26 protein-coding genes are annotated in these 25,276 nt (G+C 65.0%); 15 read left to right on the top strand and 11 right to left on the bottom strand.

Going from position 1 to position 25,276, the window contains the following annotated elements; all coding sequences use genetic code 11:
- Nucleotides 1-41 precede the first annotated feature (41 nt).
- A complete protein-coding gene (locus AC56LU_RS04535; RefSeq protein WP_497174412.1) occupies nucleotides 42-377 on the bottom strand; it encodes an AzlD domain-containing protein in 336 nt (111 codons plus the stop codon).
- Nucleotides 370-1,131 carry an AzlC family ABC transporter permease gene (locus AC56LU_RS04530; protein ID WP_497174411.1) on the bottom strand — a complete coding sequence of 254 codons (762 nt, stop codon included), beginning with the start codon at nucleotides 1,129-1,131 and terminating at the stop codon, nucleotides 370-372. Before AC56LU_RS04530 ends, AC56LU_RS04535 begins: the two co-directional genes overlap by 8 nt.
- A 227-nt stretch (nucleotides 1,132-1,358) precedes the next feature.
- Between AC56LU_RS04530 and AC56LU_RS04525 the strand changes: the two genes are divergently transcribed.
- Genes AC56LU_RS04525 through AC56LU_RS04515 form a run of 3 tightly spaced genes read left to right on the top strand, consistent with a single transcriptional unit; the run spans nucleotide 1,359 to nucleotide 3,181 of the window.
- Nucleotides 1,359-1,553: a zinc-finger domain-containing protein gene (locus AC56LU_RS04525; RefSeq protein WP_091875793.1), complete on the top strand. Its 195-nt coding sequence runs from the start codon at nucleotides 1,359-1,361 to the stop codon at nucleotides 1,551-1,553.
- 49 nt (nucleotides 1,554-1,602) lie between these two features.
- The gene (locus tag AC56LU_RS04520) at nucleotides 1,603-2,589 is read left to right on the top strand and encodes a YheT family hydrolase (RefSeq protein WP_497174410.1); all 987 of its coding nucleotides are present in this window, start codon (nucleotides 1,603-1,605) and stop codon (nucleotides 2,587-2,589) included.
- Between the two features lie 4 nt (nucleotides 2,590-2,593).
- The gene (locus AC56LU_RS04515; protein WP_497174409.1) at nucleotides 2,594-3,181 is read left to right on the top strand and encodes a DUF2946 family protein; all 588 of its coding nucleotides are present in this window, start codon (nucleotides 2,594-2,596) and stop codon (nucleotides 3,179-3,181) included.
- 156 nt (nucleotides 3,182-3,337) lie between these two features.
- Here the strand turns inward: AC56LU_RS04515 and AC56LU_RS04510 are convergent, their stop codons facing one another.
- Nucleotides 3,338-4,930, bottom strand: a complete 1,593-nt coding sequence (locus tag AC56LU_RS04510) for a M48 family metalloprotease (RefSeq protein WP_497174408.1) — start codon at nucleotides 4,928-4,930, stop codon at nucleotides 3,338-3,340.
- 86 nt (nucleotides 4,931-5,016) lie between these two features.
- On the opposite strand from AC56LU_RS04510, the gene moaC reads away from it, so the two are divergent.
- Nucleotides 5,017-5,523, top strand: a complete 507-nt coding sequence (moaC, locus tag AC56LU_RS04505) for a cyclic pyranopterin monophosphate synthase MoaC (RefSeq protein WP_497174407.1) — start codon at nucleotides 5,017-5,019, stop codon at nucleotides 5,521-5,523.
- A 49-nt stretch (nucleotides 5,524-5,572) separates the two neighbouring features.
- Here moaC and AC56LU_RS04500 read toward each other — a convergent pair whose 3' ends face one another.
- Nucleotides 5,573-6,013 carry a LysM peptidoglycan-binding domain-containing protein gene (locus AC56LU_RS04500; protein ID WP_497174406.1) on the bottom strand — a complete coding sequence of 147 codons (441 nt, stop codon included), beginning with the start codon at nucleotides 6,011-6,013 and terminating at the stop codon, nucleotides 5,573-5,575.
- Nucleotides 6,014-6,242: 229 nt separating this feature from the next.
- On the opposite strand from AC56LU_RS04500, the gene AC56LU_RS04495 reads away from it, so the two are divergent.
- A complete protein-coding gene (locus AC56LU_RS04495) occupies nucleotides 6,243-6,953 on the top strand; it encodes a flagellar brake protein (RefSeq protein ID WP_497174405.1) in 711 nt (236 codons plus the stop codon).
- Between the two features lie 89 nt (nucleotides 6,954-7,042).
- On the opposite strand, the gene AC56LU_RS04490 is transcribed toward AC56LU_RS04495, so the two are convergent.
- The 6 genes from AC56LU_RS04490 to recA all read right to left on the bottom strand — a co-directional run bounded on the left by AC56LU_RS04490 (nucleotide 7,043) and on the right by recA (nucleotide 12,592).
- On the bottom strand, nucleotides 7,043-7,522 hold the full coding sequence (locus AC56LU_RS04490) for a pilin (protein WP_497174404.1): 480 nt from the start codon (nucleotides 7,520-7,522) through the stop codon (nucleotides 7,043-7,045).
- A gap of 292 nt (nucleotides 7,523-7,814) precedes the next feature.
- The gene (gene sucD / locus AC56LU_RS04485; RefSeq protein WP_193688192.1) at nucleotides 7,815-8,696 is read right to left on the bottom strand and encodes a succinate--CoA ligase subunit alpha; all 882 of its coding nucleotides are present in this window, start codon (nucleotides 8,694-8,696) and stop codon (nucleotides 7,815-7,817) included.
- A 17-nt stretch (nucleotides 8,697-8,713) separates the two neighbouring features.
- Entirely contained in the window at nucleotides 8,714-9,883 is a 1,170-nt protein-coding gene (gene sucC, locus AC56LU_RS04480; RefSeq protein WP_497174403.1) for an ADP-forming succinate--CoA ligase subunit beta, read from the bottom strand.
- Between the two features lie 77 nt (nucleotides 9,884-9,960).
- A complete protein-coding gene (locus AC56LU_RS04475) occupies nucleotides 9,961-10,536 on the bottom strand; it encodes a DUF2889 domain-containing protein (protein WP_497174402.1) in 576 nt (191 codons plus the stop codon).
- A gap of 504 nt (nucleotides 10,537-11,040) precedes the next feature.
- Entirely contained in the window at nucleotides 11,041-11,499 is a 459-nt protein-coding gene (gene recX / locus AC56LU_RS04470; RefSeq protein WP_497174401.1) for a recombination regulator RecX, read from the bottom strand.
- A gap of 10 nt (nucleotides 11,500-11,509) precedes the next feature.
- Nucleotides 11,510-12,592 (bottom strand): recombinase RecA, encoded by a 1,083-nt coding sequence (gene recA / locus AC56LU_RS04465; protein WP_497174400.1) that lies wholly within the window; start codon nucleotides 12,590-12,592, stop codon nucleotides 11,510-11,512.
- Between the two features lie 237 nt (nucleotides 12,593-12,829).
- On the opposite strand from recA, the gene AC56LU_RS04460 reads away from it, so the two are divergent.
- The 5 genes from AC56LU_RS04460 to AC56LU_RS04440 all read left to right on the top strand — a co-directional run bounded on the left by AC56LU_RS04460 (nucleotide 12,830) and on the right by AC56LU_RS04440 (nucleotide 19,689).
- A complete protein-coding gene (locus tag AC56LU_RS04460) occupies nucleotides 12,830-13,537 on the top strand; it encodes a response regulator (RefSeq protein ID WP_497174399.1) in 708 nt (235 codons plus the stop codon).
- Nucleotides 13,534-15,132 (top strand): sensor histidine kinase, encoded by a 1,599-nt coding sequence (locus tag AC56LU_RS04455; protein WP_497174398.1) that lies wholly within the window; start codon nucleotides 13,534-13,536, stop codon nucleotides 15,130-15,132. The genes AC56LU_RS04460 and AC56LU_RS04455 overlap by 4 nt, the downstream gene beginning before the upstream one ends.
- Nucleotides 15,119-15,445, top strand: a complete 327-nt coding sequence (locus AC56LU_RS04450; protein WP_497174397.1) for a DUF4212 domain-containing protein — start codon at nucleotides 15,119-15,121, stop codon at nucleotides 15,443-15,445. Before AC56LU_RS04455 ends, AC56LU_RS04450 begins: the two co-directional genes overlap by 14 nt.
- Nucleotides 15,442-17,511, top strand: coding sequence for a VC_2705 family sodium/solute symporter (locus AC56LU_RS04445; RefSeq protein ID WP_497174396.1), 2,070 nt, complete (start codon nucleotides 15,442-15,444; stop codon nucleotides 17,509-17,511). The genes AC56LU_RS04450 and AC56LU_RS04445 overlap by 4 nt, the downstream gene beginning before the upstream one ends.
- A gap of 123 nt (nucleotides 17,512-17,634) precedes the next feature.
- The gene (locus tag AC56LU_RS04440; protein WP_497174395.1) at nucleotides 17,635-19,689 is read left to right on the top strand and encodes an alpha/beta hydrolase family protein; all 2,055 of its coding nucleotides are present in this window, start codon (nucleotides 17,635-17,637) and stop codon (nucleotides 19,687-19,689) included.
- Nucleotides 19,690-19,757: 68 nt separating this feature from the next.
- Here the strand turns inward: AC56LU_RS04440 and purM are convergent, their stop codons facing one another.
- Nucleotides 19,758-20,801 (bottom strand): phosphoribosylformylglycinamidine cyclo-ligase, encoded by a 1,044-nt coding sequence (gene purM, locus AC56LU_RS04435; RefSeq protein ID WP_497174394.1) that lies wholly within the window; start codon nucleotides 20,799-20,801, stop codon nucleotides 19,758-19,760.
- Nucleotides 20,802-20,939: 138 nt separating this feature from the next.
- Here purM and AC56LU_RS04430 point away from each other — a divergent pair, with 138 nt between their 5' ends.
- Genes AC56LU_RS04430 through folK form a run of 5 tightly spaced genes read left to right on the top strand, consistent with a single transcriptional unit; the run spans nucleotide 20,940 to nucleotide 25,274 of the window.
- Entirely contained in the window at nucleotides 20,940-22,022 is a 1,083-nt protein-coding gene (locus tag AC56LU_RS04430) for an AI-2E family transporter (RefSeq protein WP_497174393.1), read from the top strand.
- Between the two features lie 34 nt (nucleotides 22,023-22,056).
- Entirely contained in the window at nucleotides 22,057-22,740 is a 684-nt protein-coding gene (gene hda, locus AC56LU_RS04425; RefSeq protein WP_497174392.1) for a DnaA regulatory inactivator Hda, read from the top strand.
- Nucleotides 22,737-23,411 carry an HAD family hydrolase gene (locus AC56LU_RS04420; protein WP_497174391.1) on the top strand — a complete coding sequence of 225 codons (675 nt, stop codon included), beginning with the start codon at nucleotides 22,737-22,739 and terminating at the stop codon, nucleotides 23,409-23,411. The genes hda and AC56LU_RS04420 overlap by 4 nt, the downstream gene beginning before the upstream one ends.
- Nucleotides 23,404-24,804 (top strand): polynucleotide adenylyltransferase PcnB, encoded by a 1,401-nt coding sequence (gene pcnB / locus AC56LU_RS04415; RefSeq protein WP_497174390.1) that lies wholly within the window; start codon nucleotides 23,404-23,406, stop codon nucleotides 24,802-24,804. Before AC56LU_RS04420 ends, pcnB begins: the two co-directional genes overlap by 8 nt.
- Nucleotides 24,801-25,274: a 2-amino-4-hydroxy-6-hydroxymethyldihydropteridine diphosphokinase gene (gene folK / locus AC56LU_RS04410; RefSeq protein ID WP_497174389.1), complete on the top strand. Its 474-nt coding sequence runs from the start codon at nucleotides 24,801-24,803 to the stop codon at nucleotides 25,272-25,274. The genes pcnB and folK overlap by 4 nt, the downstream gene beginning before the upstream one ends.
- The last annotated feature ends 2 nt before the right edge of the window (nucleotides 25,275-25,276 follow it).

The following is a 25,276-nucleotide window of genomic DNA, read 5'->3' as shown; positions in this document are numbered from 1 at the left end:
ACAATGAAATAGTGAAAAAACGTCATTGTACATTAGCGCGCCTATCCAAAAACCTGTAGTACGCGCAACAGTGTGAATACAATCATGCCAAAGATAATGGTCATCAGCATGCTACGGCGCCAGAGGTAGAACGCCAGTGCGGCAAGCCCGGCGATCAGCTTCGGATTGGCCAGCGTGAACTGGGCATGGCCTTGGGTGTCGATCAGCAGGTCGGGCCCGATGATGGCCGCCAGCGCGCAGGCCGGCGCATAGCGCAGCATCTCCTGCACTCGCGGCGGGATGGTCACGCGGTGGCCGATCAGCCAGAACGAACTGCGGGTGGCCGCGGTGGCGATGCACAACACGCCGATGGTGATCCAGATTTCCCAGTCAGACATGCCTGGCCTTTCGCTTGGCGAAGGTTTCCTCGACCGTCATGGCGGTCAGCATGCCGAGCAGTACCGCCAATAGCAGTCCGAGCTTGTACGGCAAGCCATAGGCCAGCACCGAGACCGCGATCGCGACCGCGACGCCGCACAGCGCCGCGTTGTTAATGATCAGCGGCACCATGATGCACAGGATCGCCAGCGTACCGGCGAAACCCAGGCCCCATTCGGAGGGAATCGCGCTGCCCAGGAAGATGCCGACCAGCGAACCGGCCTGCCAGGCGAACCAGTTCGGGTACATCAGCCCCTTCAGGTAAGAGAGTTTGCCGGCCACCCGTTCGGCAGTCGGATAGCGCTGCAGGAACATCGCCACGGTCAGGTCGCCCGAGACGTAACCGAGCAGGAAGCGCTGGCGCCAAGGCAGATGGGCGAAGTGCGGTCCCAGCAATGCGGAAAAGATGACGAAGCGCAGGTTGACGACCAGCGCGGTGGCGAAAATGACCCAGATCGGCGCGGCGGCCGCGATCAGGGGAAGTGAAGCGAGCTGGGCGGAACCGGCGAACACCAGCAGGGTCATGCCGACCGCCTGCGCGGCGGTGAGGCCGCTCTTGACCATCGCGATGCCAACCACCAGTCCCCAGGCGCCGATGCCGAACAGGGTAGGCAGGCCGCTCTTGAAACCGTCGCGCCAGGCGGCGGGATCGTGGACTTCGGCAGCTTCTGTCGCGGCGGGGGGCTGCTGGCCTGGCGGCACAACCCCGCTCATGTGGTTTTCCTGCAACGGCCGCGAAGGGCGGATGCAAGATGGGGCTTGGAACGGTCGGGCATGAAACGCATGTAAAGGGTGCGGCAGCGGGCTGGCAGCGCGTTGGCAAAAGGGCTACGCCCGGGCTCGATTGGATCAGTTTGTTATTCTACCGATCATTTCAGTATGCAGGGTGAATCCGGTAGAATCGTATCTTTGCAAAATTTCCTTCTAACGGAGTAAAACAGATGAACCAAAAGACGATGCCTGTGGTGGAACTCGAGGCCAAAGACCTGCCGGCACACTGCCCGAATCCGGCAATGCCGCTGTGGTCCTCGCACCCGCGCGTCTTCCTCGATTTCGACCACCATGGCGATGCCAAGTGTCCCTATTGCGGCACCCAGTACCGCCTCGCCGCGGGCGTCGAGCTCAAGCACCACTGATTCTTTACGGTGCGGCCGGCTTTTTTCGTCGACTTGCACCGCCTGCCTCATGGACTACCGCGCCCCCGCGTGGCTGCCTGGCGGCCACCTCCAGACCATCTATCCGGCGACCTGCGTCGCCAAACCCCCGGTCGCCTACCGGCGCGAACGCTGGACCAGCAGCGACGGCGATTTCGTCGATGTCGACTTTGTCGACGGCCAGCCGGGCAAGCCGCTGGTCGTGCTGTTCCATGGCCTGGAAGGCTCTTCCAGCAGCCATTACGCGCGCTCCCTGATGGCGGCGCTGCGCGAACGCGGCTGGTCCGGCGCGGTGCCGCACTTCCGCGGCTGTTCCGGCGAAGCCAACCTGATGCCGCGCTTCTACCATTCCGGTGACGCCCTCGAGGTCGACTGGATCGTCCGCAAACTGCATGCGCGTGCCCCCGGTCCGCTCTTCGCGGCAGGCGTGTCCCTGGGCGGCAATGCGCTGCTGCGCTGGCTGGGCGAGTCGGGCCATGGCGCCGGGATCGTCGAGGCGGCCTGCGCGGTGTCGGCGCCGCTCGACCTGGCGCGCGGCGGCGAAGCGCTGTCTTCCGGCTTCAACATGCTGTACACGCGCATGTTCCTGCAGACCTTGAAGCCCAAGTGCCTGGCCAAGCTGGAACGCTTTCCCGGCCTGTTCGACCGCAGCGCCCTACTGGCTGCGCGCGACCTCTACGCCTTCGACAACGTGGTGACGGCGCCGCTGCATGGTTACAAGGACACCGACGACTACTGGCACCGCGCCAGCGCGCGCCACGTGCTGCACGCGATCACGGTGCCGACGCTGGTGCTGAACGCCCGCAACGATCCCTTCCTGCCCGGCCGGCATCTGCCCGAGTCCGCATCGACAGCCGTGACCCTGGAGTATCCTGACGAAGGTGGGCACGTCGGCTTCCCCGCTGCCCCCTTCCCCGGACGCATCGACTGGCTGCCGCGACGCATCCTGCACTTCTTCGACAGCGTCGCCCCATCGCCGAGCCGCGCGCCCCATGCCCACGAACCATGCGAAGCTTGAGACTATGGACGACATCGTAAAACAGGCAATGGCCAAGTGGCCGAACGTGCCGCACTGCTACGGCTGGCTGGCACTGGATGCGCGCGGCAACTGGCGCATGCGCGACGAAGCCGCACAGCGCGCCGATGCGCCGGGCGACAAGCTCGCGAATGCGACGCTGGTCGGTTTCATCAACCGCAATTACGCGCACGACGACCATGGCCGCTGGTACTTCCAGAACGGGCCGCAGCGCGTGTACGTGAACCTGGAAGCGACGCCCTACATCGCGCGTACCGACCCCAGCCAGGGTTTCGTGCTGCAGACCGGGCAGGCGCTGGCGACGGTGGAGGCGGTATTCATGACCGATGCCGGCGCGCTGATCCTGCAGGCCGGCGAGGTCGTGGCCCAGCTGGACGACCGCGATGTGGCCCAGGTGCTGGCGCGCATGGAGCTGGGCGGCCGGCCGGCGTCGGTGGAAGCGATCATGGCCTGGCTGGAGGACGATACGGATGAGCTCGCGCTGGTGGTGGGAGATCGCCGCGTGACGGTGGAACGGCTGGCGGGGGAAGCGCTGCAGCGCCGCTTCGGCTACGTGCAGGCGCCGGGAACGTAGGGTGGGCGGCTCCACCCTGGAAGCGATGTAGTCCGCAACGCATAGGCCGCCCACGCGTTCAACCCAGCACGCACCACCACAATGCGCCCGTGAGTTGAACGCGTGGGCGGCGTCGACCGTCCGGGCCCAGTCAAGCCGAGGGTGGAGCCGCCCACCCTACGGGCGGTCTTTTTCCTCTTCCTTTTCGGCCTTCTGGCGCGCCTTCAGCTCGCGCTCGCGCGCATCGATGACGGCCTGGTCGTAGAACGACACGTCGCCCGCCTTGCGCGCCAGCTCGAGCTGCGCAACCGCTGCCGGCAGCGCCCCCGCCACCACATAGGATTCGGCCAGCGCCATGTGCTGCAGGGCGATCTTGCCCTGCTTCGAATACGCGCGCGCCAGCATGTCGTGCAGCTTCGGTTCTTCGCGGTAGAGCTGGGTCTGGTCGCGCAGGTAGCGGGTCGCCTCTTCGAATTGTCCGGCCGCGAGCAGCGCTTCGCCGTACTGGCGCGCGATGGCGCGCGACAACGGAAAGCGCTGGCGCGCCGCATCCGCCTCTTGCACCGCCTGCTTGGCGACGGCCGGCGCCTGGCCCGCCGCCAGCTTGATCTCGATGGACAGGCCGGCGAACATCGCGGCGCCGTCGCCCGCACTCGATTCGGCCGACAGCACGCCCTCCTTCGGCTTGACGGTGGCGCGCGCCTTGTCGAGCCAGGACTGGGCATCAGGCACGTTCCCCTCGCGCAGCGCCAGCAGGGCCAGGCCGTACTGGGCGCCGGCCTGCAGATGCCGGTGGGCTTCCTTGAGCTGGGTCTCGAATGCGTTCTTCGTGTCGCGGCGGCCGCCGACGCTCTCGTCCTGCAGCACGCGGGCACGGGCGCGCACCAGCTGGAAGTCGAGGTTGTCGACGCGCGCCTTCTTGGGAATCTCGCGGATGCGCGCCTGCATGTCGACGATGCGCTCGGCCGTCAGCGGGTGGCTGCTCAGGTGGGCCAGGTGGGCGGGAATGTCGCCCGACAGCTTGGTGGCGCCCTGCAGGCGCCGGAAGAAACCGACGATCCCGGTGACATCATAGCCGCCGGCACCCATGATCTGGAAACCGACGCGATCGGCCTCGCGCTCGGCGTCGCGGCTGAAATTCAGCTGGCGCTGCACGGCCAGGCCTTGACCTCCCATCAGGACGCCCATCGCGGCATCCGGGCTGGCCTTGGCGGCAAGCGCGGCCAGGATCATCGACGCCAGCGGCAGCAGCACATCCTGCTTCTGCTGTCCGATCATGCGGGCGATGTGGCGCTGCGACACGTGGCCGATCTCGTGCGCCATCACGCCGGCCAGTTCGGATTCCTTCTGTGCCGCGACGATCAGGCCGGTATGCGCGCCGATGAACCCGCCCGGCAGGGCGAAGGCGTTCAGGTTCGGATCGCGCATCGCGAAGAAGGTGAAATCGACGTTCGTCTCGCCGCGCGCACCGGGCACGGACGATAGCAGCGCATTGCCGAGGTTGTTCAGGTACTCGGTGATCTGGTCGTCGTCGAGGTAGCTCGAGTCGCGCCGGACGTCGCGCATGATTTCTTCGCCAAGCTTGCGCTCGATGACGGGCGACAGGTCCTGGCGCGCGGAGTCGCCGAGCGTCGGCAAACCCGAATGAACAGGTTTTTGCAGGCGTTCGGCGGGGGCGGCAATGGCGACAGCGGCCGCCGTGCACAGGGCAATGGCGGTCAACGCAGGGCGCCAGCGGCGCGCCGATGCTGGGCGGGGAGCGAATTTCACAATGCTATGATAACTCTATCCGCCGATGCGCTGCTGCATGGCGAAACACTTTGTTCCAACCTTATTTAGATGGCAATGAACCCGCAATGAGCATCACTTCCCCGACCGCAGACCAGTTGACCCACTTCGACGCCACCGGCCAGGCCCACATGGTCGACGTCGGCGCCAAGCAGGACACCCACCGCATCGCCGTCGCGGCCGGCACCATCCGCATGAAGCCGGAGACGCTGGCATTGATCCAATCGGGCACTGCGAAGAAGGGCGACGTGATCGGCATCGCGCGCATCGCCGCCATCATGGCCTCGAAACGTACCAGCGACCTGGTGCCGCTATGCCACCCGCTGCCGATCACCCGGGTGACGGTGGATTTCGAGATCGATGCGGCGGCTTCCAGCGTGCACTGCCGGGCGCAGGTCGAGACCATCGGCAAGACCGGGGTGGAGATGGAAGCGCTCACTAGCGTGCAGGTAGGCCTGCTGACGGTGTACGACATGTGCAAGGCCGTCGACCGCGGGATGGTGATGACGAATGTGCGGGTGCTGGAGAAGCATGGGGGCAAAAGCGGCGACTGGACGGCGCAGCCCGACCGCTGACGGCCGGGCGCGCTCTGCGAGCCTGTTCAGTGACCCACAGCGGTCAAGCTCATGGCGCAGTCAACTTCAGCTCCCGGCCAACCTGCAATTCCCTGGGATCGTTGATATTGTTCCATTTCGCGAGGTCGCCATGGCTGACCCCATTTTTCTGCGCGATGCCCCACAAGGTGTCGCCCTTGTCCACCACGTACGTGTTACCGCCGCTTCCTTCCATTGCGCCGGCAGACGATGAGCCCGATGAGCCCGATACGGGTGCGGCCTCCGTCGCCTGCGTGGCGGGCGGCGGACTAGCTGCCGGGGTAGTCGTCATGGTGTCGCCAGGTGCGGCGACGACTGGTTCAGCAGCGATCGGCGCAGGTTCGTCTTTGTTACATGCGGCTAATAAGGTAACGCAAGCGAAAGCAGTGAGTAGTGTTTTCATATCGACCTCGATGAGTTGATTGAAGGGAGTCGCTCCCTGCTTCCACATGCCAGGCAGCGCCTGATACACCCTGTTCTCCTTACAGTAGGCTCCGTAATCAGAAAATCAAGCACTTTTGTACAAATATTATTTAACTACCCGTCATTGTTTTCATCAACGATCGACAAGACTGCGGTCGGGATGCTGGAAATCTATCCAATATTCACCATCCTGATGAAGCGAAGCTTAGCTACATATAATCTGATATGATTCTGCCTTTCGCGCGTCTTCCTGACGCCGAACCAAGCCCCAGTATCAGATGAATACCGAACAAGCACGCGAACTCAAATCCCAGGAATTCGAGTTCGAAACCATGAACCTGCAAGTCGGCGTCCGCCTGCAGGTCATGACCCACCGGCACCTGAAACCCGTCCAGCATTTCTCGACCCTGATCGGGTACGTCAAGGACGAGTACCTCATCATCAAGATCCCGACCGAAAACGGCGTACCGATTGCGATCACGGAAGGCGATCCGTTGACGGTTCGGGTGTTCTCGGGCGTGAACGTGTGCTCGTTCGCGTGCTCGATCCAGCGCGTGTTTCCCCGTCCGCTGAACTACGTGCACCTGTCTTTTCCGACCTCGATCCAGGGCACCAGCCTGCGCGGCGCGATGCGGGTCAAGGCCGAGATCCCGGCGCGCGTGTCCAGGATCGGCGATGCCTCCGGGGTCGCCTGCACGCTGGCGAACGTCTCGGTGACGGGGGCGCGGATCGACTCGGCCCATCCGCTCCCCCAGGGCAGCGAAGCCGTCACGCTGGCATTCACGCTGGCGACGCCGCCCACGAATGAGGAAGTGGCGGTCGAGACCCTGGCCGCCATCCGGAACATGACGGTGTCCCGCCCGGCGCCGGACAAGCCCGAGGTGTACAGCTATGGCGTCCAGTTCGTCGACCTGGATCCGGTGCACTACACGCTGCTGCAGAACATGACCTACGAGGCGCTGCTGGCGGACCGGCTCAAGATTGTTTGAATTGTTTTAAACAAGTAAAAAAAAGAGACCGCCAAGGCGGTCTCTTTTTGCTTGCTGACCGCTTGCACGGTCAGCCATCATTTTGGCAATTAGGAGTCTGCAGCAGCAGCAGACAAGCAACCTGCTGGAGTGTACTTGGTGTCGCCGTCAGGGAAGCCACTGGTAACGCAGCTATAGATACCACTGGTCGAGCGGTGCAGTGCGATGGTGGGGGCGGTGCCAATACGGCCCGGGCTATTAATGGTGCAGGTCAAAACAGCGGTGTTGGCGCCAGGAGCGGCTGCAGCAATTTCGCTGCAGTTGCCGGTCGCTGCAGCCAAACCAGCCTTCGCCAGGTAAGCAGGACCGTCTGCGTCTGCAGGCATGCCTTCGACAACGGCCATTTCAAAACCGGTTTTGCCGGAGGCGATGTCCGAGTAAGCCGCAGCCGCCTTCGACTTGGCGATGTAGTCCTGGTAAGCCGGGATTGCGACGGCAGCCAGGATACCGATGATGGCGACAACGATCATCAGTTCGATCAGGGTGAAGCCGCCTTCGGCCTTTTTGGTTTGCATTTGCTTGAAGTTCATTTTGTCTCTCCAGGGTGGTGTGTCAGGTGATTGGGTTACTGCTTGTTGCCACGCTTTCCTATATGCAATCCGCGTGCCAGCCCAAAAAATGCTGATTTTATTAGTGTGGAGATAACAAAACGGCGTGCCAGGACAAGTTCCGGCTTGAGCGGTGACAAATTTTGTCACGCGAGCTCAGCAATTTTTGTCAGTTGGACAGTTTACGTAACGCAATTTGTCACGTTTTGACGGGTCTGGAAAAGAAGACGGGGAGCCTGAGCTCCCCGTCTTTAACCAGCTTGAAATCGTCGGATTACAGCATTGCCTTCAGCAGGCGTGCCATTTCCGATGGGTTCTTGGTAGCTTTGATACCGCACTCTTCCATGATGTCCAGCTTGGCTTGCGCAGTATCGGCGCCGCCCGAGATCAGCGCGCCGGCGTGGCCCATGCGCTTGCCCGGAGGCGCGGTGACGCCGGCGATGAAGCCGACGACCGGCTTCTTCATGTTGTCCTTGACCCAATGCGCAGCATTGGCTTCGTCCGGACCGCCGATTTCGCCGATCATGATGACCGCGTCGGTATCTGGATCATCATTGAACATCTTCATGATGTCGATGTGCTTCAGGCCGTTGATCGGATCGCCGCCGATGCCGACTGCCGACGACTGGCCCAGGCCCAGTGCGGTCAGCTGGCCGACTGCTTCATAGGTCAGGGTGCCCGAGCGCGACACGACGCCGATACGGCCCTTGCGGTGGATGTGGCCCGGCATGATGCCGATCTTGATTTCGTCCGGGGTGATCAGGCCTGGGCAGTTAGGACCCAGCAGCAGGGTCTTCGAGCCGGCCTTGGCCATGCGGTCCTTCAGGGCCATCATGTCGCGGACAGGGATGCCTTCGGTGATGCAGATCGCCAGGTCCAGGTCGGCTTCGACAGCTTCCCAGATCGCAGCGGCTGCGCCTGCCGGCGGAACGTAGATGACCGACACGGTGGCGCCGGTGGCAGCTTTCGCTTCCGACACGTTCGCGAAGATCGGGATGCCTTCGAAGTCTTCACCGGCCTTCTTCGGGTTGACGCCGGCGACGAAAGCGGCCTTGCCGTTCGCGTAGTCGCGGCACATACGGGTATGGAACTGACCGGTCTTGCCGGTGATACCCTGGGTGATGACTTTAGTATCTTTGTTGATCAGGATCGACATTTGTTTATTCCTTCGAATTAGGCGTTACCAGCTGCAGCGGCGACGACGGCCTTGGCTGCATCTTCCATCGTATCGGCGGCGATGATCGGCAGACCGGAGTCGGCCAGCATCTTCTTGCCCAGGTCTTCGTTGGTGCCCTTCATGCGGACGACCAGCGGCACTTTCAGCGACACGGCCTTCGATGCGGTGATCACGCCTTCGGCGATCACGTCGCAGCGCATGATGCCGCCGAAGATGTTGACCAGGATGGCTTTCAGGCCAGGGTTCTTCAGCATGATCTTGAATGCTTCGGTGACTTTCTCAGCCGTCGCACCGCCGCCCACGTCCAGGAAGTTGGCCGGCTCGCCGCCGAACAGCTTGATGGTGTCCATGGTGGCCATGGCCAGGCCGGCGCCGTTCACCAGGCAGCCGATGTTGCCGTCGAGCGAAATGTAGGCCAGGTCGAACTTCGATGCTTCGACTTCGGCTGGATCTTCTTCGTCCAGGTCGCGGTAGGCCATGATGTCCGGCTGGCGGAACAGGGCGTTGGCGTCGAAGTTGAACTTGGCGTCCAGTGCGATGACCTTGCCGTTGCCGGTCAGGATCAGCGGGTTGATTTCGGCCAGCGACGAATCGGTTTCCCAGTAAGCCTGGTACAGGCCCTTCAGGTTCTGGCGCGCTTCGGCCAGCGATTCGGCCGGGATGCCGATCTTGGTCGAGATGTCGTCCGCTTCAGCGTCGGTCAGGCCGACGGCCGGGTCGATCGCGATCGAGTGGATCTTTTCCGGGTTCGAGTGAGCGACTTCCTCGATGTCCATGCCGCCTTCCGACGATGCCATCAGGACGACCTTCTGGGTCACGCGGTCGGTGACCATCGAGACGTACAGTTCTTTCTTGATGTCGGCGCCTTCTTCGATCAGCAGGCGACGCACCTTCTGGCCTTCAGGGCCGGTCTGGTGGGTGATCAGCTGCATGCCCATGATCTGCTCGGCGTATTCCTTGACCTGTTCGAGCGATTTGGCAACCTTCACGCCGCCGCCCTTGCCGCGGCCACCAGCGTGGATCTGCGCCTTGACGACCCAGACCGGGCCGCCCAGCTCTTCAGCTGCCTTGACAGCTTCTTCGACCGACATGCACGGAATGCCGCGCGGAACGGTCACTCCGAACTTTCGGAGGATCTCTTTGCCCTGATACTCATGGATTTTCATGCTGGCTTCCCTTCTTCTATTACTGAATTAGAAATACGGTTGAATTAATAGTTAACTACGTTCGAAAACAGCGAATCCTAACCCGACACGGCCTTGATCGACCAGCGGGGATAGTAGGTGGCTACGGCTGGTCCGTCGCTGCGCAGCGCATGGCAACGGTCGAGCTCGAAGGGCCGTTCGGCCGAGCTAGGAATTACATTCGCGTCGGCACCGCCGCGGGTCTCGAAGACCTCGTCGGCGAAGGCTTGCAGGGCTGCCGTGGGCAGCACCTGGGCCAATTCGGTCAGGTGGGTGCAGCCGAGCACGCCCGACAGGCGGTCTTTCAGGTGCAACCGGAAGTGGTTCATCAGCGACAGGCCGACCAGCTTTTTGTAAGCAGGGACGATGGTCTCGCAGAAACCGGGATACGGGACGGAATCGGACGCGGCTTCGGCATCCACGATCTTCAGGTCGCGGTCGATGGTGATGCGCAGCTTGAGGTCGTGTACGGGGATGCCGCCCGGACGGGTGCCGGAGGCGAGCGCGATGTCGCGCGTCTTGACGTCGCGGATACTGGCGTCCAGATCCCACAGGCCATCATCGCGCGCATAGGCGTCGACGGTGATGGCGCGCGTATGCCGGAGCGAGCGCGATACGGGAGGAGACAGGGGCATAAAAACCAATGCCGCTTTCGCGGCGGTTAGTGGTGCAGCCAGTGTGCTTTGTGCACGTTGACGTAGCTTCTACGACAACAACCGCTCATGCGGCGCTGCTTAAACCGGGGAAGTTTAGCACAGGGCGTTCTCGGTTGCACTGCAACAGAAGCCTTTTTGCCGCGCTGTGGGCGAGATTGGCGGGGTTTCTTGTTGAGCGAGCAATGTTGCGGGCGGCTGGACGGGATGGGGTGGTGGCAGGACCAATTGATGCGCCATGGGTTAACGACAGCGCCAGGGTGCAGCGTCATCGTCCGTTGAGGAGTATGCCGGAGCATATCGGAGATGACGCTCCACGCTGGCGCCGGAGCAGCGCTTCTTGCTTCTATATAGATAGAGAAAGAAGCACAGGAAGATGGGGTGATATAACAGACCTGCGGCCCAGCCTGGCATATCGTCGGAGCAGCCTGGGGCCAGGCCGGCTCGTCGTGGCAACAGGCGGCGGTATTGACGTACCGCGCCTGCTTACAGCTCGTCGTCGTCGGGAGCGCCCTGCATTGCGGTCCGTGCAGCGCGTTGGGAGAATCCACGCTGCAGCAGGAAGCGCATCTGCTTGGCACGCTCGGCCGCATCGACGGCGACGGTGCCGAACTTGCGCTGCCAGACTTCGGAGGCACGCGCCGTTTCGCTATCGGCAAGCGAGGCTTTGATCTCGTCCATCGCTTCGCCTTTGATACCGTGGCTTTGCAACTCGGCCATCACCCGGCTGTTGCCGAAACGCGCAGCCCGCCGGTTGATGAGCGACTCGGCGAAACGTTCCTGCGACAGCCAGTTGTTTTTTTCAAGGAAATCCAGGAGGGCTTCCACGTCGTCGCCCTCCTCGGCATAACGGGCCAGCTTGCGCCCCAGCTCGAGCCGGCTGTGCTCACGCATCGACAGGTAGCGAAGCGCGCGCCCTTTAAGACTCAGCTGGGGTGCCGGCATAGACGCTTGATTACTCGCCGACTGCCTTCAGCTTGTCCTTGCCACTGTCTTCGACAGCAGCGAGGACCGGCGGCAGTTCGCGCACGCCCAGGGCGGCACGGACCTTGTTCTCGATTTCGCGCGCCAGTGCCGGACGGTCTTTCAGGAACTGACGGGCGTTGTCCTTGCCCTGGCCGATGCGCTCGCCGTTATAGCTGTACCACGAGCCCGACTTCTCGACGACCTTGTTGTCGGCGCCCAGGTCCAGGATTTCGCCTTCGCGCGAGGTGCCTTCTCCGTACAGGATGTCGAAGTGGGCCTCCTTGAACGGCGGCGCGATCTTGTTCTTGACGACCTTGACCTTGGTTTCGTTACCGATCACCTCGTCACCCGACTTGATCGAGCCGGTACGGCGGATGTCCAGGCGCACGGAAGCATAGAACTTCAGCGCGTTACCGCCGGTGGTGGTTTCCGGGCTGCCGAACATCACGCCGATCTTCATGCGGATCTGGTTGATGAAGATGACCAGCGTGTTGGTGCGGTTGATCGAGCCGGTGAGCTTGCGCAGCGCCTGCGACATCAGTCGCGCCTGCAGGCCCGGGAGCGAGTCGCCCATGTCGCCTTCGATCTCGGCGCGCGGGGTCAGTGCCGCCACCGAGTCGATGACCACGAGGTCGACCGAACCCGAACGCACCAGGGCGTCGGTGATTTCCAGGGCCTGTTCGCCGGTATCCGGCTGCGAGATCAGCAGCTCGTCGAGCTTGATGCCCAGCTTCTGTGCGTAGCCCACGTCGAGCGCGTGCTCGGCGTCGATGAAGGCGCAGGTGCCGCCGAGCTTTTGCATCTGGGCGATGGTCTGCAGTGTCAGCGTGGTTTTACCCGACGATTCCGGACCGTAGATCTCGACGATACGGCCGCGCGGCAGGCCACCGACGCCCAGCGCGATGTCCAGGCCGAGCGAGCCGGTGGAAACAGTCTGCACTTCTTCGACCGGCGTATTGGCATCCATACGCATGACCGAACCCTTGCCGAACTGCTTTTCAATTTGCGCCAGGGCGGCGGCCAGCGCCTTGCCCTTTTCAGCGGCATTTACTGCGGTTTTTTTGTCGTCCATGGTGTACTTTCAGCTGTGGAGTAGGCAAGGTAGGGGTACTACCGCGCAAATCAAGGTGACCGCTGTATAAAGACTCAGTGGTTCCAACATGCGAAATCAAGCCACTACTGTATATAAATCCAGTGGTTTGCGCAAGCAAAAAAAGCGAAGTGTTGTCGCCTGCAAGACTCGCGTTGTTGCGATAAATCAAACACAATAGGGCCTGATAGATGTCCAACGTTTTCCCAGGTGCTCCTCATGCGAATTCTGCTCGCCGAAGATGATAGCGTACTTGCCGACGGACTCACCCGTTCGCTGCGCCAGTCCGGTTATGCCATCGACTGCGTCGAAAACGGCCAGGATGCCGACACGGCCCTGTCCACCCAGGAGTTCGACCTCCTGATCCTCGACCTCGGCCTGCCCAAGCTGTCCGGGCTCGAGGTGCTGCGCCGCCTGCGCGCCCGTTCCTCGCTGCTGCCGGTGCTGATCCTCACCGCCGCCGATTCGGTCGAGCAGCGCGTCGAAGGCCTCGACCTCGGCGCCGACGACTACATGGCCAAGCCCTTCGCGCTGTCCGAGCTGGAGGCGCGGGTGCGCGCCCTCACCCGCCGCGGCGCCGGCGGCGGCCCGGCCGTGGTGCGCCACGGCCCGCTGGTATACGACCAGGTCGGGCGCAGCGCCTATATCAACGACCAGATGCTCGACCTGTCGGCGCGCGAACTCGGCCTGCTGGAGGTGCTGCTGGCGCGCACCGGGCGCCTGGTCTCCAAGGAGCAGCTGGTCGACCACCTGTGCGAATGGGGCGAGGAAGTCTCGAACAACGCCATCGAGGTCTACGTGCACCGCCTGCGCAAGAAGATCGAGGTTGGCGGCGTGCGCATCGCCACCGTGCGCGGCCTCGGCTACTGCCTCGAAAAATTCTCCGAAGCGCCGCGCGCACCCGCACCGGGCACCGACAGCAAGTGAACGAGCGCGACGCGGGATTCGCCGATCCTCCTGCGCCGCAGTCGCCGCCGGACGGCCTGCCGGCGGCGCCCTGGGTGCCGCCCAATCCCGAACCCGACGAGAACATCCGCCACTCGCTGTTTGGCGAGATCCTCGACTGGATGCTGGCCCCGCTGCTGCTGCTGTGGCCGATGAGCATTGCCATCACCTACCTGGTGGCCAAGTCGATCGCCAACCAGCCCTTCGACGATGCGCTGGAAGACCGGGTCACCGTGCTGTCGCAGCAGATCCGCACGGTGGGCGGCCGGCCGGTGGCGCAGCTGCCCGGCAGCGCACGCGACGTGCTGCGCGCCGACGACGTCGACAGCGTGTACTTCCAGATCAGCGGGCCAAGCGGCGCCCACCTCGACGGCGACCGCGACCTGCCGCGTCCCCGCGGCGGCAACAGTACCGGCGGCGACGGCGGCGTCGACGACGAACGCGCGCGCAGCGGCAGCGTGATGTTCCGCAATGACAGCATCCATGGCACGCCGGTGCGCGTCGCCTATTCCTGGGTCAGCCTCGACCCGCTGCACGAAGGCGCACGCTCCGCCGATCCGGCGCCCGGCCTGGCCCTGGTGCAGGTTGCGGAAACCCTGGACAAGCGCGCCCACCTGGCCAACGAGATCATCAAGGGTGTGATCCTGCCGCAGTTCATCATCCTGCCGGTGATCCTGGCGCTGGTCTGGTTCGCCCTGTCGCGCGGCCTGTCCCCGCTAGCCGAGCTGCAGGAGCGCATCCGCGCACGCCCGCAGGACGACCTGTCGCCGATCGACCCGCGCCAGGTGCCGGAAGAGATCTCGCCGCTGGTGGGCTCGTTCAACGACATGCTCGAGCGCCTGGCCCAGACCGTCGACATGCAGAAGCGCTTCATCGCCGACGCCGCGCACCAGATGAAGACCCCGCTGGCCGGCATGCGGATGCAGTCCGAGCTCGCGCTGCGCCAGGTCGATCCGGGCGAGATCCACCGCTCGCTCGAGCAGCTGGCCATGAGTTCGGAATCGGCCACGCGCCTGGTCAACCAGCTGCTGGCGCTGGCGCGCGCCGAGAACCAGCCGCATGCGGGACTGGCGTTCGCAGAAATCGACCTGGCCCAGCTGGCGCGCGCCACCGTGCAGGACTGGGTGCAGGCCTCGTTCGCGCACCGCATCGACCTCGGCTATGAATCACCGGATGCTCCGTCCGACCAGCCCCTCCTGATCGCCGGCAATGCGCTGATGCTGCGCGAACTGCTGTCCAACCTGATCGACAACGCGCTGCGCTACACGCCCCAGGGTGGCAGCGTGACGGTGCGGGTGCGGCGCGACGGCGAGTATGCCCTGCTCGAGGTCGAGGACACCGGTCCGGGCATCGCACCAGGCGAGCGCGCCAACGTGTTCGAACGCTTCTACCGCATCCTCGGCAGCAACGTGCAGGGCAGCGGCCTGGGACTGGCGATCGTGCGCGAGATCGCCCAGCAGCATGGCGCCGAGATCGACATCTTCAACAACCCGCGCAGCCACTCGCCCAAGTTCCCGGGCAGCCTGTTCCGCCTGACCTTCCCGCCTCCCGTCCATGAACCCGATGATGCCGACTGAACCCACGCCACCGCAGGGCCGTCCAGGCCGACCGCCGAGCGAGGCGCAGGCACGCGCGGCGCACTGGCTGGCCACGCGCCGGCTGACCCTGGTCCTGATGGTGCTGTGGCTATGCACCGGTTTCGGCACCGTGTACTTCGCGCGCGAGCTGTCGCACTTCTCGCTGTTCGGCTGGCCGCTATCCTTCTACATGGCGGCCCAGGGCGCCTCGCTGGTGTCGCTGGCGATCATCGCGGTTTACGCCTGGCGGCTGCGCCGGCTCGACCGCGCTTTCAATCGGCAGCGCGGCCAGGCCGCCCGGGAGGACGCGTGAACGCGAGCAAGCCGCCCTACTTCCGCAAGCTGTCGCGCTACTACCTCTGGTACACCGCCTGCTTCGCCCTGTTCCTGGTGGCGCTGGCCCTGCTCGAGCAGGAAGGCATGCCGCGCCTGTGGATCGGCTACATCTTCATGCTGGCGACGATCGTCCTGTACGCCACGATCGGGGTGGTGGCGCGCACTTCCAGCGTCACCGAATACTACGTGGCCGGGCGGCGCGTGCCGGCCCTGTTCAACGGCATGGCCACCGCCGCCGACTGGATCTCGGCGGCGAGCTTCATCAGCCTGGCGGGCGGCCTGTACCTGTACGGCTTCGACGGACTGGCCTACATCATGGGCTGGACCGGCGGCTTCGTGCTGGTGGCCCTGCTCATCGCGCCCTACCTGCGCAAGTTCGGGCAGTACACCATCCCCGATTTCCTGGCGGTGCGCTACGGCGGCGGCGCAGGCGGGCGCGGCGGGCCGGTGCGGGGCCTGGCGGTGGGCGCCACCATCCTGGTCTCCTTCACCTACGTGGTCGCGCAGATCTATGCGGTCGGCCTGATCGCCTCGCGCTTCACGGGGGTCGATTTCTCGGTCGGCATCTTCCTGGGCCTGGCATCGATCCTGGTGTGCTCGTTCCTGGGCGGGATGCGCGGCATCACCTGGACCCAGGTGGCGCAGTACATCATCCTGCTGGTCGCCTTTTTGATTCCGACCATCTGGCTGTCGGCCAAGCATGCCGACAACCCGGTGCCCCAGGTGGCCTATGGCTCGCTGCTGCCCAAGCTGGCGGCGCGCGAGGCACAGCTCGAGAAGGACCCGCGCGAAGAACAGGTGCGGGCCGAATTCCGGCGCCGCGCCGGCGAATATGCCGCCCGCCTGGCGGCCCTGCCGGCGTCATGGGACGCGGGCAAGCTGGAAGCGCAGCGCGCGCTCAGCGAGGTACGCGCGCGCAATGCCTCGCTGGGCGAAGTACGCCAGGCCGAGCGTGCCCTGAACACCTATCCCGGCACGGTCGACGAGGCGCAGGCGCTGTGGAGCGAGCGGCGCGACGCCAACCTGGCGCGCGCCCGTCCGCCGCTGCCGCACACGACGCCCTTTCCCGGCGCCACCGAAGCGGAATCGGACAAACGCCGCAACAACTTCCTGGCCGTGGTGTTCTGCCTGATGTTCGGCACCGCCGCCCTGCCCCACATCCTGATGCGCGCCTACACCACGCCCTCGGTCGACGAGACGCGGGTGTCGGTGTTCTGGACCCTGTTCTTCATCCTGCTGATCTACCTGACCATTCCGGCGCTGGCGGTGCTGGCCAAGTACGACATCTACACCGCGCTGGTGGGCAGCGACTTCTCTTCGCTGCCCACCTGGGTCTCGTACTGGGCCAACGTGGACAAGGTCAATCCCCTGCTCAGCATTGCCGACATCAACCACGACGGCGTGGTGCAGCTGGCCGAGATCGCGATCGACGCCGACGTGCTGGTACTGGCCACGCCCGAGATCGCCGGCCTGCCCTACGTGATCTCGGGCCTGGTGGCGGCCGGCGGCCTGGCCGCGGCGCTGTCCACCGCCGACGGCCTGCTGCTGGCGATCTCCAACGCGCTGTCGCACGACGTCTACTACAAGATGGTCGATTCGGGCGCATCGACCCAGAAGCGGGTGACGATCTCCAAGCTGCTGCTGCTGGCAGTGGCCTTCATCGCCGCCTACGCCGCCTCGCAAAAGCCGGCCGACATCCTGTCGCTGGTCGGGGCGGCTTTCTCCCTCGCCGGTTCGACGCTGTTCCCGGTGCTGGTGCTGGGCGTGTTCTGGAAGCGCGCCAACCACACCGGCGCGATCGCCGGCATGCTCAGCGGCTTCCTGGTCTGCCTGTGGTACATGCTGCGCGCCAGCCCGACCCTGGGCGGCAGCCTGGACCAGTCCTGGCTCGGGATCCAGCCGCTGGCCGCGGGCGTGTTCGGGGTGCCGGCCGGGCTGCTGGCGACCGTGGTCGGCAGCCTGCTGAGCGCACCGCCGAGCCATGCCAGCCAGGGCATGGTGGAGTACATCCGCGCGCCCGAACAGGAGCCAGGCAGCCGCTGAATGCGGCGTTGGCGCGACGGCATGTATGCATGCGGCATGGATGTCGCCCGAAGGGTTCCAGCCGGCGGCGGCGGCTGCTATTGTTGGGGCGCCGTTTTCGGCATGACCTATCCACGATCCGACATGACACCATTCTTCTCGCGTGCACTGGGCAGCGCCGCACTGGCTGCCGCCATTGCCTGCGCCCTTCCCTGCGCCCACGCCGAAACGCAGGCGCAAGCCCCGACGCAGGCCGCGGCCGGCCTGCCGCCGATTGCCAATTTCTTTTCCAGTGCCCCGATCAGCGGCGCCAAGCTGTCGCCGAACGCGCGCTACCTGGCTGCGCGCTCGGGCGCCCCCGGCCGGCGCGACGCGCTGGTGGTGGTGGACCTGCAGTCCAACAGCGCCAAGGTGGTTGCCTCGTACGACGATGCCGACATCAACGACTTCCAGTGGATCAGCAACGGGCGCCTGCTCTTCGACACGCGCGAAAAAGGCGTCGGCCAGGGCGACCTGCGTTATGCGCCCGGGCTGTACGCCGTGGACAGCGACGGCGGGCGCTTCGTGGAACTGGCCGACCGCACCGGCGCCCGCGCCACCCATGGCACCCGCAGCACGCGCAAGGTCCTGCCATGGCACACCTACATGCTCGACCAGACAGGCGCGCAGGATTCGGAATTCGTGTATGTCGCCAGCGTCAATCGCGACGGCGGCGGAGAAGTGCGCAGCGTCGACCTGCTGCGCCTGAACACCCTGACCGGGGCCACGCAGACGGTGCCGCGCCCCGCCGCCGCGGTGCGCGGCTGGTCTCTCGACAACAAGGGTGAACCGCGGCTGGCGACGGCGCTCGAGCGCGATACCCACACCCTGTATTACCGTGATCCGGCGACCCAGGCCTGGCGCGTGCTGGCCAGCTATCCGGCCTTCGGCGACGGCAGCCAGGCGGTGGAGCCCATCGGCTTCGCGCAGGACGGCAAGCTGTTCGTTAAAGCGCGCAGCGAAGGACGCGATACCACCTCGGTCCACCTGCTCGACCCGGCCACCGGCAAGACCGATCCGCAGCCGATATTCGTCACCGCAGGCTACGACTTCGACGGCGGCCTGGTGAGCAACCGCGACAAGGTATTGGGCGTGCGCTTTCGTACCGATGCCGTGTCGAACGAATGGTTCGATCCGGGCATGAAGCAGGTCCAGGCTTCGGTCGACAAGTTGCTGCCATCGACCGTCAACACGATCTCGGTGCCGGCGCAGCCCGAGTCGCCCTGGGTGCTGGTGTGGTCGTACTCGGACGTCCTGCCGGGCACCTACTCGCTCTACAACACGCAGACGAAACAGCTGAACAAGATTGTCGACGTGCGTCCGACCATCAATCCGGCGCAGATGGGACGCCAGCAGTTCGTCCGCTACAAGGCGCGCGACGGCCTGGAGATTCCGGCGCTGCTGACGCTGCCGCCCGGGGCCAGGCGCACCGGCCTGCCGCTGGTCGTGCTGGTCCATGGCGGGCCCTGGGTGCGTGGCGCATCCTGGGGCTGGAACCCGTATTCCCAGTTCATGGCCTCGCGCGGCTATGCCGTGCTCGAGCCGGAATTCCGCGGGAGCCTGGGTTTCGGCATCAAGCATTTCAAGTCCAGCTTCAAGCAGTGGGGCCTGGCAATGCAGGACGACGTCGCGGACGGCGTGCGCTGGGCGGCGCAACAAGGCATTGCCGACATCAAGCGCGTCTGCATCGCCGGCGCCAGCTATGGCGGCTACGCCACGCTGATGGGACTGGTCAGGGACCCGGAACTGTACAAGTGCGGCATCAACTGGGTGGGCGTCACCGACATCAACCTGATGTACAACGGGGGCTGGAGCTTCACCAATGACATGTCGTCCGAGTACAAGACGTACGGCATGCCGCACATGGTTGGCGATCCGGTCAAGGACGCGGCCCAGCTCAAGGCCACCTCGCCGATCGAGCAGGCTGCCCGTATCACGCAACCGGTGCTGCTGGCCTATGGCGGCGTCGACCGGCGCGTGCCCATCAATCACGGCACCCGGTTTCGCGACGCCCTCCTGAAGACCAACAGGAACGTCGAATGGGTCGAGTATCCGGAAGAAGGCCATGGCTGGTCCCTGCCGAAGAACCAGGTCGACTTCTGGGGCCGCGTCGAGCGCTTCCTCGACCGCCATATCGGCGCGGGTGCGGCGAAACAGTAAGCGCCCGCACTGCGGCCGGAATGAAAAAGGGCGCCGCGGCGCCCATTTTTACGTGAAGCGGAGCCGGCTTACTGAACGACGGTCTGCGCCTGGCCTTCTTCGCGCGCACGGATCTCGCCGATGCGGTACACGGTCTCGCCGGCAGCCTGCAGCTGCGCCATGGCGGCATCCGCGTTTTCCTTCGCGACGATCACGGTCATGCCGATGCCGCAGTTGAACACGCGGTGCATCTCGGCATCCGCCACGCCGCCGTGCTGCTGCAGCCACTGGAACAGCGGCGGCATGGTCCACGATGTGGCATCCAGCACCGCGGTCAGGTTATCCGCCAGCACGCGCGGGATATTCTCGACCAGGCCGCCGCCGGTGATGTGCACCAGGCCCTTCACTTCCATCGAGGCCATCAGGGCCAGCAGCGGCTTGACGTACAGGCGGGTCGGCGCCATCAAGACATCCGATAATTTGCGCCCGTGGAAGTCGGCTTCCAGGTCCGGCTTGGCCACCTGAATGATCTTGCGCACCAGCGAGTAGCCGTTCGAGTGGATGCCCGACGAGGCCAGGCCCAGCACCACGTCGCCCGGGACGATCTTGCTGCCGTCGATGATCTGCGATTTCTCCACCGCGCCGACGGCGAAGCCGGCCAGGTCGTATTCGCCGTCCGGGTACATGCCCGGCATCTCGGCGGTTTCGCCGCCCAGCAGCGCGCAGCCCGATTCTTCGCAGCCCTTGGCAATGCCCGAGACGACCGCGGTGGCGGTGGCCACGTCCAGCTTGCCGCAGGCGAAGTAGTCGAGGAAGAACAGCGGCTCGGCGCCCTGCACCAGGATGTCGTTCACGCTCATCGCGACCAGGTCGATGCCGACCGTGTCATGGCGGTTCAGCTCGAAAGCCAGCTTGAGCTTGGTGCCGACGCCATCAGTACCGGAGACCAGCACCGGTTCCTTGAACTTCTTGCTGATCTCGAACAGCCCGCCAAAGCCGCCGATGCCGCCCAGGACGCCTTCGCGCATGGTGCGCTTGGCGAGGGGCTTGATCGCTTCGACCAGGGCGTCGCCCGCATCGATGTCGACACCGGCGTCGCGGTAGGAGAGGGAAACATTAGATGGTTGGCTCATGGTATTTGGCAGCGGAGGCGGTAAAATAGAAGGCGACAGACCTGGAACCTGGTCAATCCGCTATTTTAGCAAAACGGTCTGTTTCCAACCCGTTTGCGCCCCATTTACAACTCGTTTTAGCAAAATAACAATAACTGCATGCCATTTTTCCTGACCCCGGAGCAAAAACAGTCCACGTTCTGGTTGGCGCTCTGGCTGGCGGTGGCACTGCTGTTGTACATCCTGGGGCCGATCCTTTCTCCCTTCCTGGCGGCGGCCATCCTCGCCTACATGCTGGGCGGCGCCGTCGACCGCTTGGCCGGGGTCCGCCTCGGCAAGGGCAGGATGCCGCGCGTGGTCGCCGTCTCGATCGTCCTCACCGCATTCTTCGCCGCCGTGGTGGCCCTGTTCCTGGTCGTGGTGCCGGTGCTGCGCGCCGAGATCCCCCTGCTGCAGGCCAAGGTCCCCGCCTTCTTCACCTGGCTCGACACCTTCGTCTCGCCCTGGCTGGCCGGCTACGGCATCAACGTGAAACTCGACGGCGCGGGCCTGCGCCAGCTGGTCGAGCAGCAGGTAGCGGCCGGCGGCGACGATCTCTGGACCTCGGTGCTGGCCAAGGTACGGGTGGGTGGCAGCGCCCTGCTGGGCTGGATCGCCACCCTGACGCTGGTACCGGTGGTGCTGTTCTACCTGCTGCTCGACTGGCACTCGCTGCTGGCCCGCATCGAAGGCGCCATTCCACGGCGCTGGGCGCCGCAAACGGTCGGCATGGCGGTCGAATCCGACGTGCTGCTGGCCCAGTACCTGCGCGGCCAGCTCCTGGTGATGATCGTGCTGGCCGTGTACTACTCGGCGGCGCTGGCCATTCTCGGGTTGGACGTGGCGCTGCCGGTCGGCGTGCTGACCGGCCTGCTGGGCTTCGTGCCCTACCTGGGCTTCGGCCTCGGGATGCTGCTGGCACTGATCGCGGCGTTGCTGCAGTTCGCCGACTGGACCGGCCTGGCCTGGGTGGTGGCGATCTACACGCTGGGGCAGCTGATCGAAAGCTTCTTCCTGACGCCGCGCCTGGTGGGCGAGCGCATCGGCCTGCATCCGCTGGCGGTGATCTTCGCCCTGATGGCCTTCGGCGAGCTGTTCGGCTTTGCCGGCGTGCTGCTGGCCCTGCCCGCGTCCGCGGTGCTGATGGTCGGTTTCCGCCACGTGCGTGCCCACTACCTGCGTAGCAGCTTCTATAATGGCTGAAGCATATGACATTTAATGTGAGTCCGACGACGCCATGAAACAGCTGGTGCTCGATTTAGGCGCCGAACCGGCGCACAGCCTCGACACCTTCCAGGTGGGCGAGAATGCCGAACTGGCGCACCTGATGCACCAGTTCGCGCAGCGTGCTTCGCGCGAGCATTTCGCCTACCTGTGGGGCGACACCGGCGCCGGCAAGACCCACCTGCTGCAGGCGCTGGCGGCCAGCCCGGCCTCGCGCTACATCCCCTTCGATGCCCCGGAGGATGAGTTCGTCCACTCCGATGCTGTCACGCTCTACTTGCTGGACGATTGCGACCGCCTGTCGCCGCAGCGCCAGATCGACGCCTTCGCCCTGTTCAACCAGATCCGCGAGCACGGCGCCTACATGGTCAGCACCGGCCCGGTGCCGCCGGCGGTGCTGGGGGTGCGCGAAGACCTGCGCACGCGCATGGGCTGGGGTTTGGTGTACCAGATCAAGGGCCTGTCCGACGACGAGAAGATCGCCGCGCTCACACAGGCGGCCGAAGCGCGCGGTTTGACGCTATCGGCCAGCGTGTTACCCTATTTGTTGTCTCACTTCAAGCGCGACATGCGGTCGCTGGCGACGATGCTGGACGCCCTCGACCAGTATTCGCTCGAGACCCAGCGCCCCGTCACCGTCCCGCTGCTGCGTGATTTGTTGCTGCAAGAAAACCAGCAGTCGGAACCCAAAGAATGAAAAACCTTGCGCTATTCGACCTCGACCACACCCTGCTGCCGATCGATTCGGACTATGAATGGGGCGAGTTCCTGGTCCGCATCGGCGCGGTGGACGAAACCGCCTTCCGCCACCGCAACGACGAATTCTTCGCCCAGTACCAGGCGGGCGTGCTCGATCCCGTGGAATACCTCGAGTTCGCCCTCGGCACCCTGGCGCGCTTCCCGCGCGCCGAGCTGGACGCCCTGTACGCGCGCTACATGGCGGAAGTAATCGAACCGGCGATCAGGCCGAAGGCCCTGGCGCTGGTGCGCGAACACCAGGCTGCCGGCGACCTGGTGGCGATCATCACCGCGACCAATTACCACATCACGGCGCCGATCGCGGCGCGCTTCGGCGTGCAGCACCACATCGGCGCCATGCCGGAATACGACGCCGCAGGGAACCTCACCGGCAAGCTGCTCGGCACGCCGACCTCGGGTCCCGGCAAGATCACGCACATGCACGCGTGGCTGGAACGCTTGGGTGCGCGTTTCGAGCAATTCGAACGCTGCCACTTCTACAGCGACTCGCACAACGACCTGCCGCTGCTCTCGATCGTCAGCCACCCGGTCGCCACCAACCCGAGCGCCAAGCTCGCCACCCATGCGCGCGAGCAGGGTTGGCCAACCATCCATCTCTTCAATGATTAAGAAATTCATCCGTAAAATCCTCGGCGTAAAAGACGACGGCCGCGACCCGACCCAGGCCACCATCCTCGGTCCCGAAGAGCACAAGATCGACCCGCGCAACGTGTCGCGCAATGCGGTCACGGTGACCCAGACGCTGCAGGAAGCCGGCTTCCAGGCCTTCGTGGTGGGCGGCGCAGTGCGCGACCTGCTGCTGGGCGTGAAGCCGAAGGACTTCGACATCGCCACCGACGCCACGCCCGAGCAGGTCAAGCGCCTGTTCCGGCGCGCCTTCATCATCGGCCGGCGCTTCCAGATCGTGCATGTCATGTTCGGCCAGGACCTGCTCGAAGTGACCACCTTCCGCGGCAACGGCAGCGACAACGCGCCAAAGGACGAGCATGGCCGCGTCCTGCGCGACAACAACTTCGGCCCCCAGCACGAAGACGCGGCGCGCCGCGACTTCACCATCAACGCCATGTACTACGACCCGGCCACCCAGACGGTGCTGGACTACCACGGCGGCATGGAAGACATCCGTGCCAAGCTGCTGCGCATCATCGGCATGCCGGAAGCGCGCTACCGCGAAGACCCGGTGCGCATGCTGCGCGTGGTGCGCTTCGCGGCGAAGCTCGGCTTCACCATCGAGCCGACCACGCGCGCGCCGATTCCCGTCATGGCGCCGCTGATCGACAACGTGCCGGCCGCGCGCGTGTTCGACGAGATGCTCAAGCTGCTGCTGTCGGGCCACGCGCTGGCCTGCCTGAAAGAGCTGCGCTCGGCCGGCCTGCACCACGGCTTGCTGCCGCTGCTGGACGTCGTACTGGAACAGCCGATCGGCATGAAGTTCGTGACGCTCGCCCTGGAGTCGACCGACGGCCGCGTCAAGGCCGGCAAGGGCGTCTCGCCGGGCTTCCTGTTTGCCTCGCTGCTGTGGCACCAGGTGCTGGAAAAGTGGAATGCCTACCGCGCCGCCGGCGAAGCACCGATCCCGGCCCTGCACCTGGCCGCCGACGACGTGCTCGACACCCAGACCGACAACCTGGCCCTGCAGCGCCGCATCGCCACCGACATGCGCGACATCTGGGCCATGCAGCCGCGCTTCGAGCGCCGCACCGGCAAGGCGCCGTTCAAGCTGCTCGAGCACCCGCGCTTCCGCGCCGGCTACGACTTCCTGTTGCTGCGCTGCGAATCGGGCGAGCTGCCGGGTGAAGTAGGCGAATGGTGGACCGCGTTCTATGCGGCCGAAGGCGGCGAGCGCGAAGCCCTGCTGGCGGCCGCCAGCCAGCGCGGCGAGCCGGGCCAGGGAGCGGCGAAACGCAAGCGCGCACCGCGCCGCGGGCCACGCAAGACGAGTGGCGGCGGCGAAGGCGCAGCGCCGGCAGGGGCGGAGCGCGCGGGCGGCGGCGACGAATGATCGCTTTCGTCGGCATCGGTGCGAATCTCGGCGACGCCCAGGCCAATGTGCTGGACGCGCTGCGCCGCCTGGCCCTGCTGGACGGCACGACGGTCATCGAGACCTCCGGCCTGTACCGCACCGCGCCGGTCGACGCGAGCGGCGACGACTACATCAACGCGGTCGCCTGCATCGACACCGCGCTCGACCCGCAGCAGCTCTTGAACGCGCTGCAGGACATCGAACTGGCGCACGGCCGCGAGCGCCCCTACCGCAACGCACCGCGCACGCTCGACCTCGACCTGCTGCTGTACGGCGAGCAATGCATCGCCACCGACACCCTCGTCGTGCCGCACCCGCGCATGCACGAGCGCGGCTTCGTGCTGGCGCCCCTGGCCGAGATCGCCCCCGATCTGGCCATTCCTGGCGTGGGGCCGATACGCGATTACCTGCCGCTGGTGGCCAGCCAGGCCGTCGAGAAGATCGGCTGAGC

Source organism: Telluria sp. PB2R4, from assembly GCF_059685695.1.
Note: the sequence above shows the minus strand (reverse complement) of the source record. Positions and strands in the feature narration are given on the sequence as shown.

What these genes read in the sequence shown, in the direction of transcription:
- AC56LU_RS04535 (WP_497174412.1), bottom strand. Translation starts at nt 377, where the DNA reads ATGTCTGACTGGGAAATCTGGATCACCATCGGCGTGTTGTGCATCGCC.
- AC56LU_RS04530 (WP_497174411.1), bottom strand. Translation starts at nt 1,131, where the DNA reads ATGAGCGGGGTTGTGCCGCCAGGCCAGCAGCCCCCCGCCGCGACAGAA.
- AC56LU_RS04525 (WP_091875793.1), top strand. Translation starts at nt 1,359, where the DNA reads ATGAACCAAAAGACGATGCCTGTGGTGGAACTCGAGGCCAAAGACCTG.
- AC56LU_RS04520 (WP_497174410.1), top strand. Translation starts at nt 1,603, where the DNA reads ATGGACTACCGCGCCCCCGCGTGGCTGCCTGGCGGCCACCTCCAGACC.
- AC56LU_RS04515 (WP_497174409.1), top strand. Translation starts at nt 2,594, where the DNA reads ATGGACGACATCGTAAAACAGGCAATGGCCAAGTGGCCGAACGTGCCG.
- moaC (WP_497174407.1), top strand. Translation starts at nt 5,017, where the DNA reads ATGAGCATCACTTCCCCGACCGCAGACCAGTTGACCCACTTCGACGCC.
- AC56LU_RS04495 (WP_497174405.1), top strand. Translation starts at nt 6,243, where the DNA reads ATGAATACCGAACAAGCACGCGAACTCAAATCCCAGGAATTCGAGTTC.
- AC56LU_RS04490 (WP_497174404.1), bottom strand. Translation starts at nt 7,522, where the DNA reads ATGAACTTCAAGCAAATGCAAACCAAAAAGGCCGAAGGCGGCTTCACC.
- sucD (WP_193688192.1), bottom strand. Translation starts at nt 8,696, where the DNA reads ATGTCGATCCTGATCAACAAAGATACTAAAGTCATCACCCAGGGTATC.
- sucC (WP_497174403.1), bottom strand. Translation starts at nt 9,883, where the DNA reads ATGAAAATCCATGAGTATCAGGGCAAAGAGATCCTCCGAAAGTTCGGA.
- AC56LU_RS04475 (WP_497174402.1), bottom strand. Translation starts at nt 10,536, where the DNA reads ATGCCCCTGTCTCCTCCCGTATCGCGCTCGCTCCGGCATACGCGCGCC.
- recX (WP_497174401.1), bottom strand. Translation starts at nt 11,499, where the DNA reads ATGCCGGCACCCCAGCTGAGTCTTAAAGGGCGCGCGCTTCGCTACCTG.
- recA (WP_497174400.1), bottom strand. Translation starts at nt 12,592, where the DNA reads ATGGACGACAAAAAAACCGCAGTAAATGCCGCTGAAAAGGGCAAGGCG.
- AC56LU_RS04460 (WP_497174399.1), top strand. Translation starts at nt 12,830, where the DNA reads ATGCGAATTCTGCTCGCCGAAGATGATAGCGTACTTGCCGACGGACTC.
- AC56LU_RS04450 (WP_497174397.1), top strand. Translation starts at nt 15,119, where the DNA reads ATGATGCCGACTGAACCCACGCCACCGCAGGGCCGTCCAGGCCGACCG.
- AC56LU_RS04440 (WP_497174395.1), top strand. Translation starts at nt 17,635, where the DNA reads ATGACACCATTCTTCTCGCGTGCACTGGGCAGCGCCGCACTGGCTGCC.
- purM (WP_497174394.1), bottom strand. Translation starts at nt 20,801, where the DNA reads ATGAGCCAACCATCTAATGTTTCCCTCTCCTACCGCGACGCCGGTGTC.
- AC56LU_RS04430 (WP_497174393.1), top strand. Translation starts at nt 20,940, where the DNA reads ATGCCATTTTTCCTGACCCCGGAGCAAAAACAGTCCACGTTCTGGTTG.
- hda (WP_497174392.1), top strand. Translation starts at nt 22,057, where the DNA reads ATGAAACAGCTGGTGCTCGATTTAGGCGCCGAACCGGCGCACAGCCTC.
- AC56LU_RS04420 (WP_497174391.1), top strand. Translation starts at nt 22,737, where the DNA reads ATGAAAAACCTTGCGCTATTCGACCTCGACCACACCCTGCTGCCGATC.
- pcnB (WP_497174390.1), top strand. Translation starts at nt 23,404, where the DNA reads ATGATTAAGAAATTCATCCGTAAAATCCTCGGCGTAAAAGACGACGGC.
- folK (WP_497174389.1), top strand. Translation starts at nt 24,801, where the DNA reads ATGATCGCTTTCGTCGGCATCGGTGCGAATCTCGGCGACGCCCAGGCC.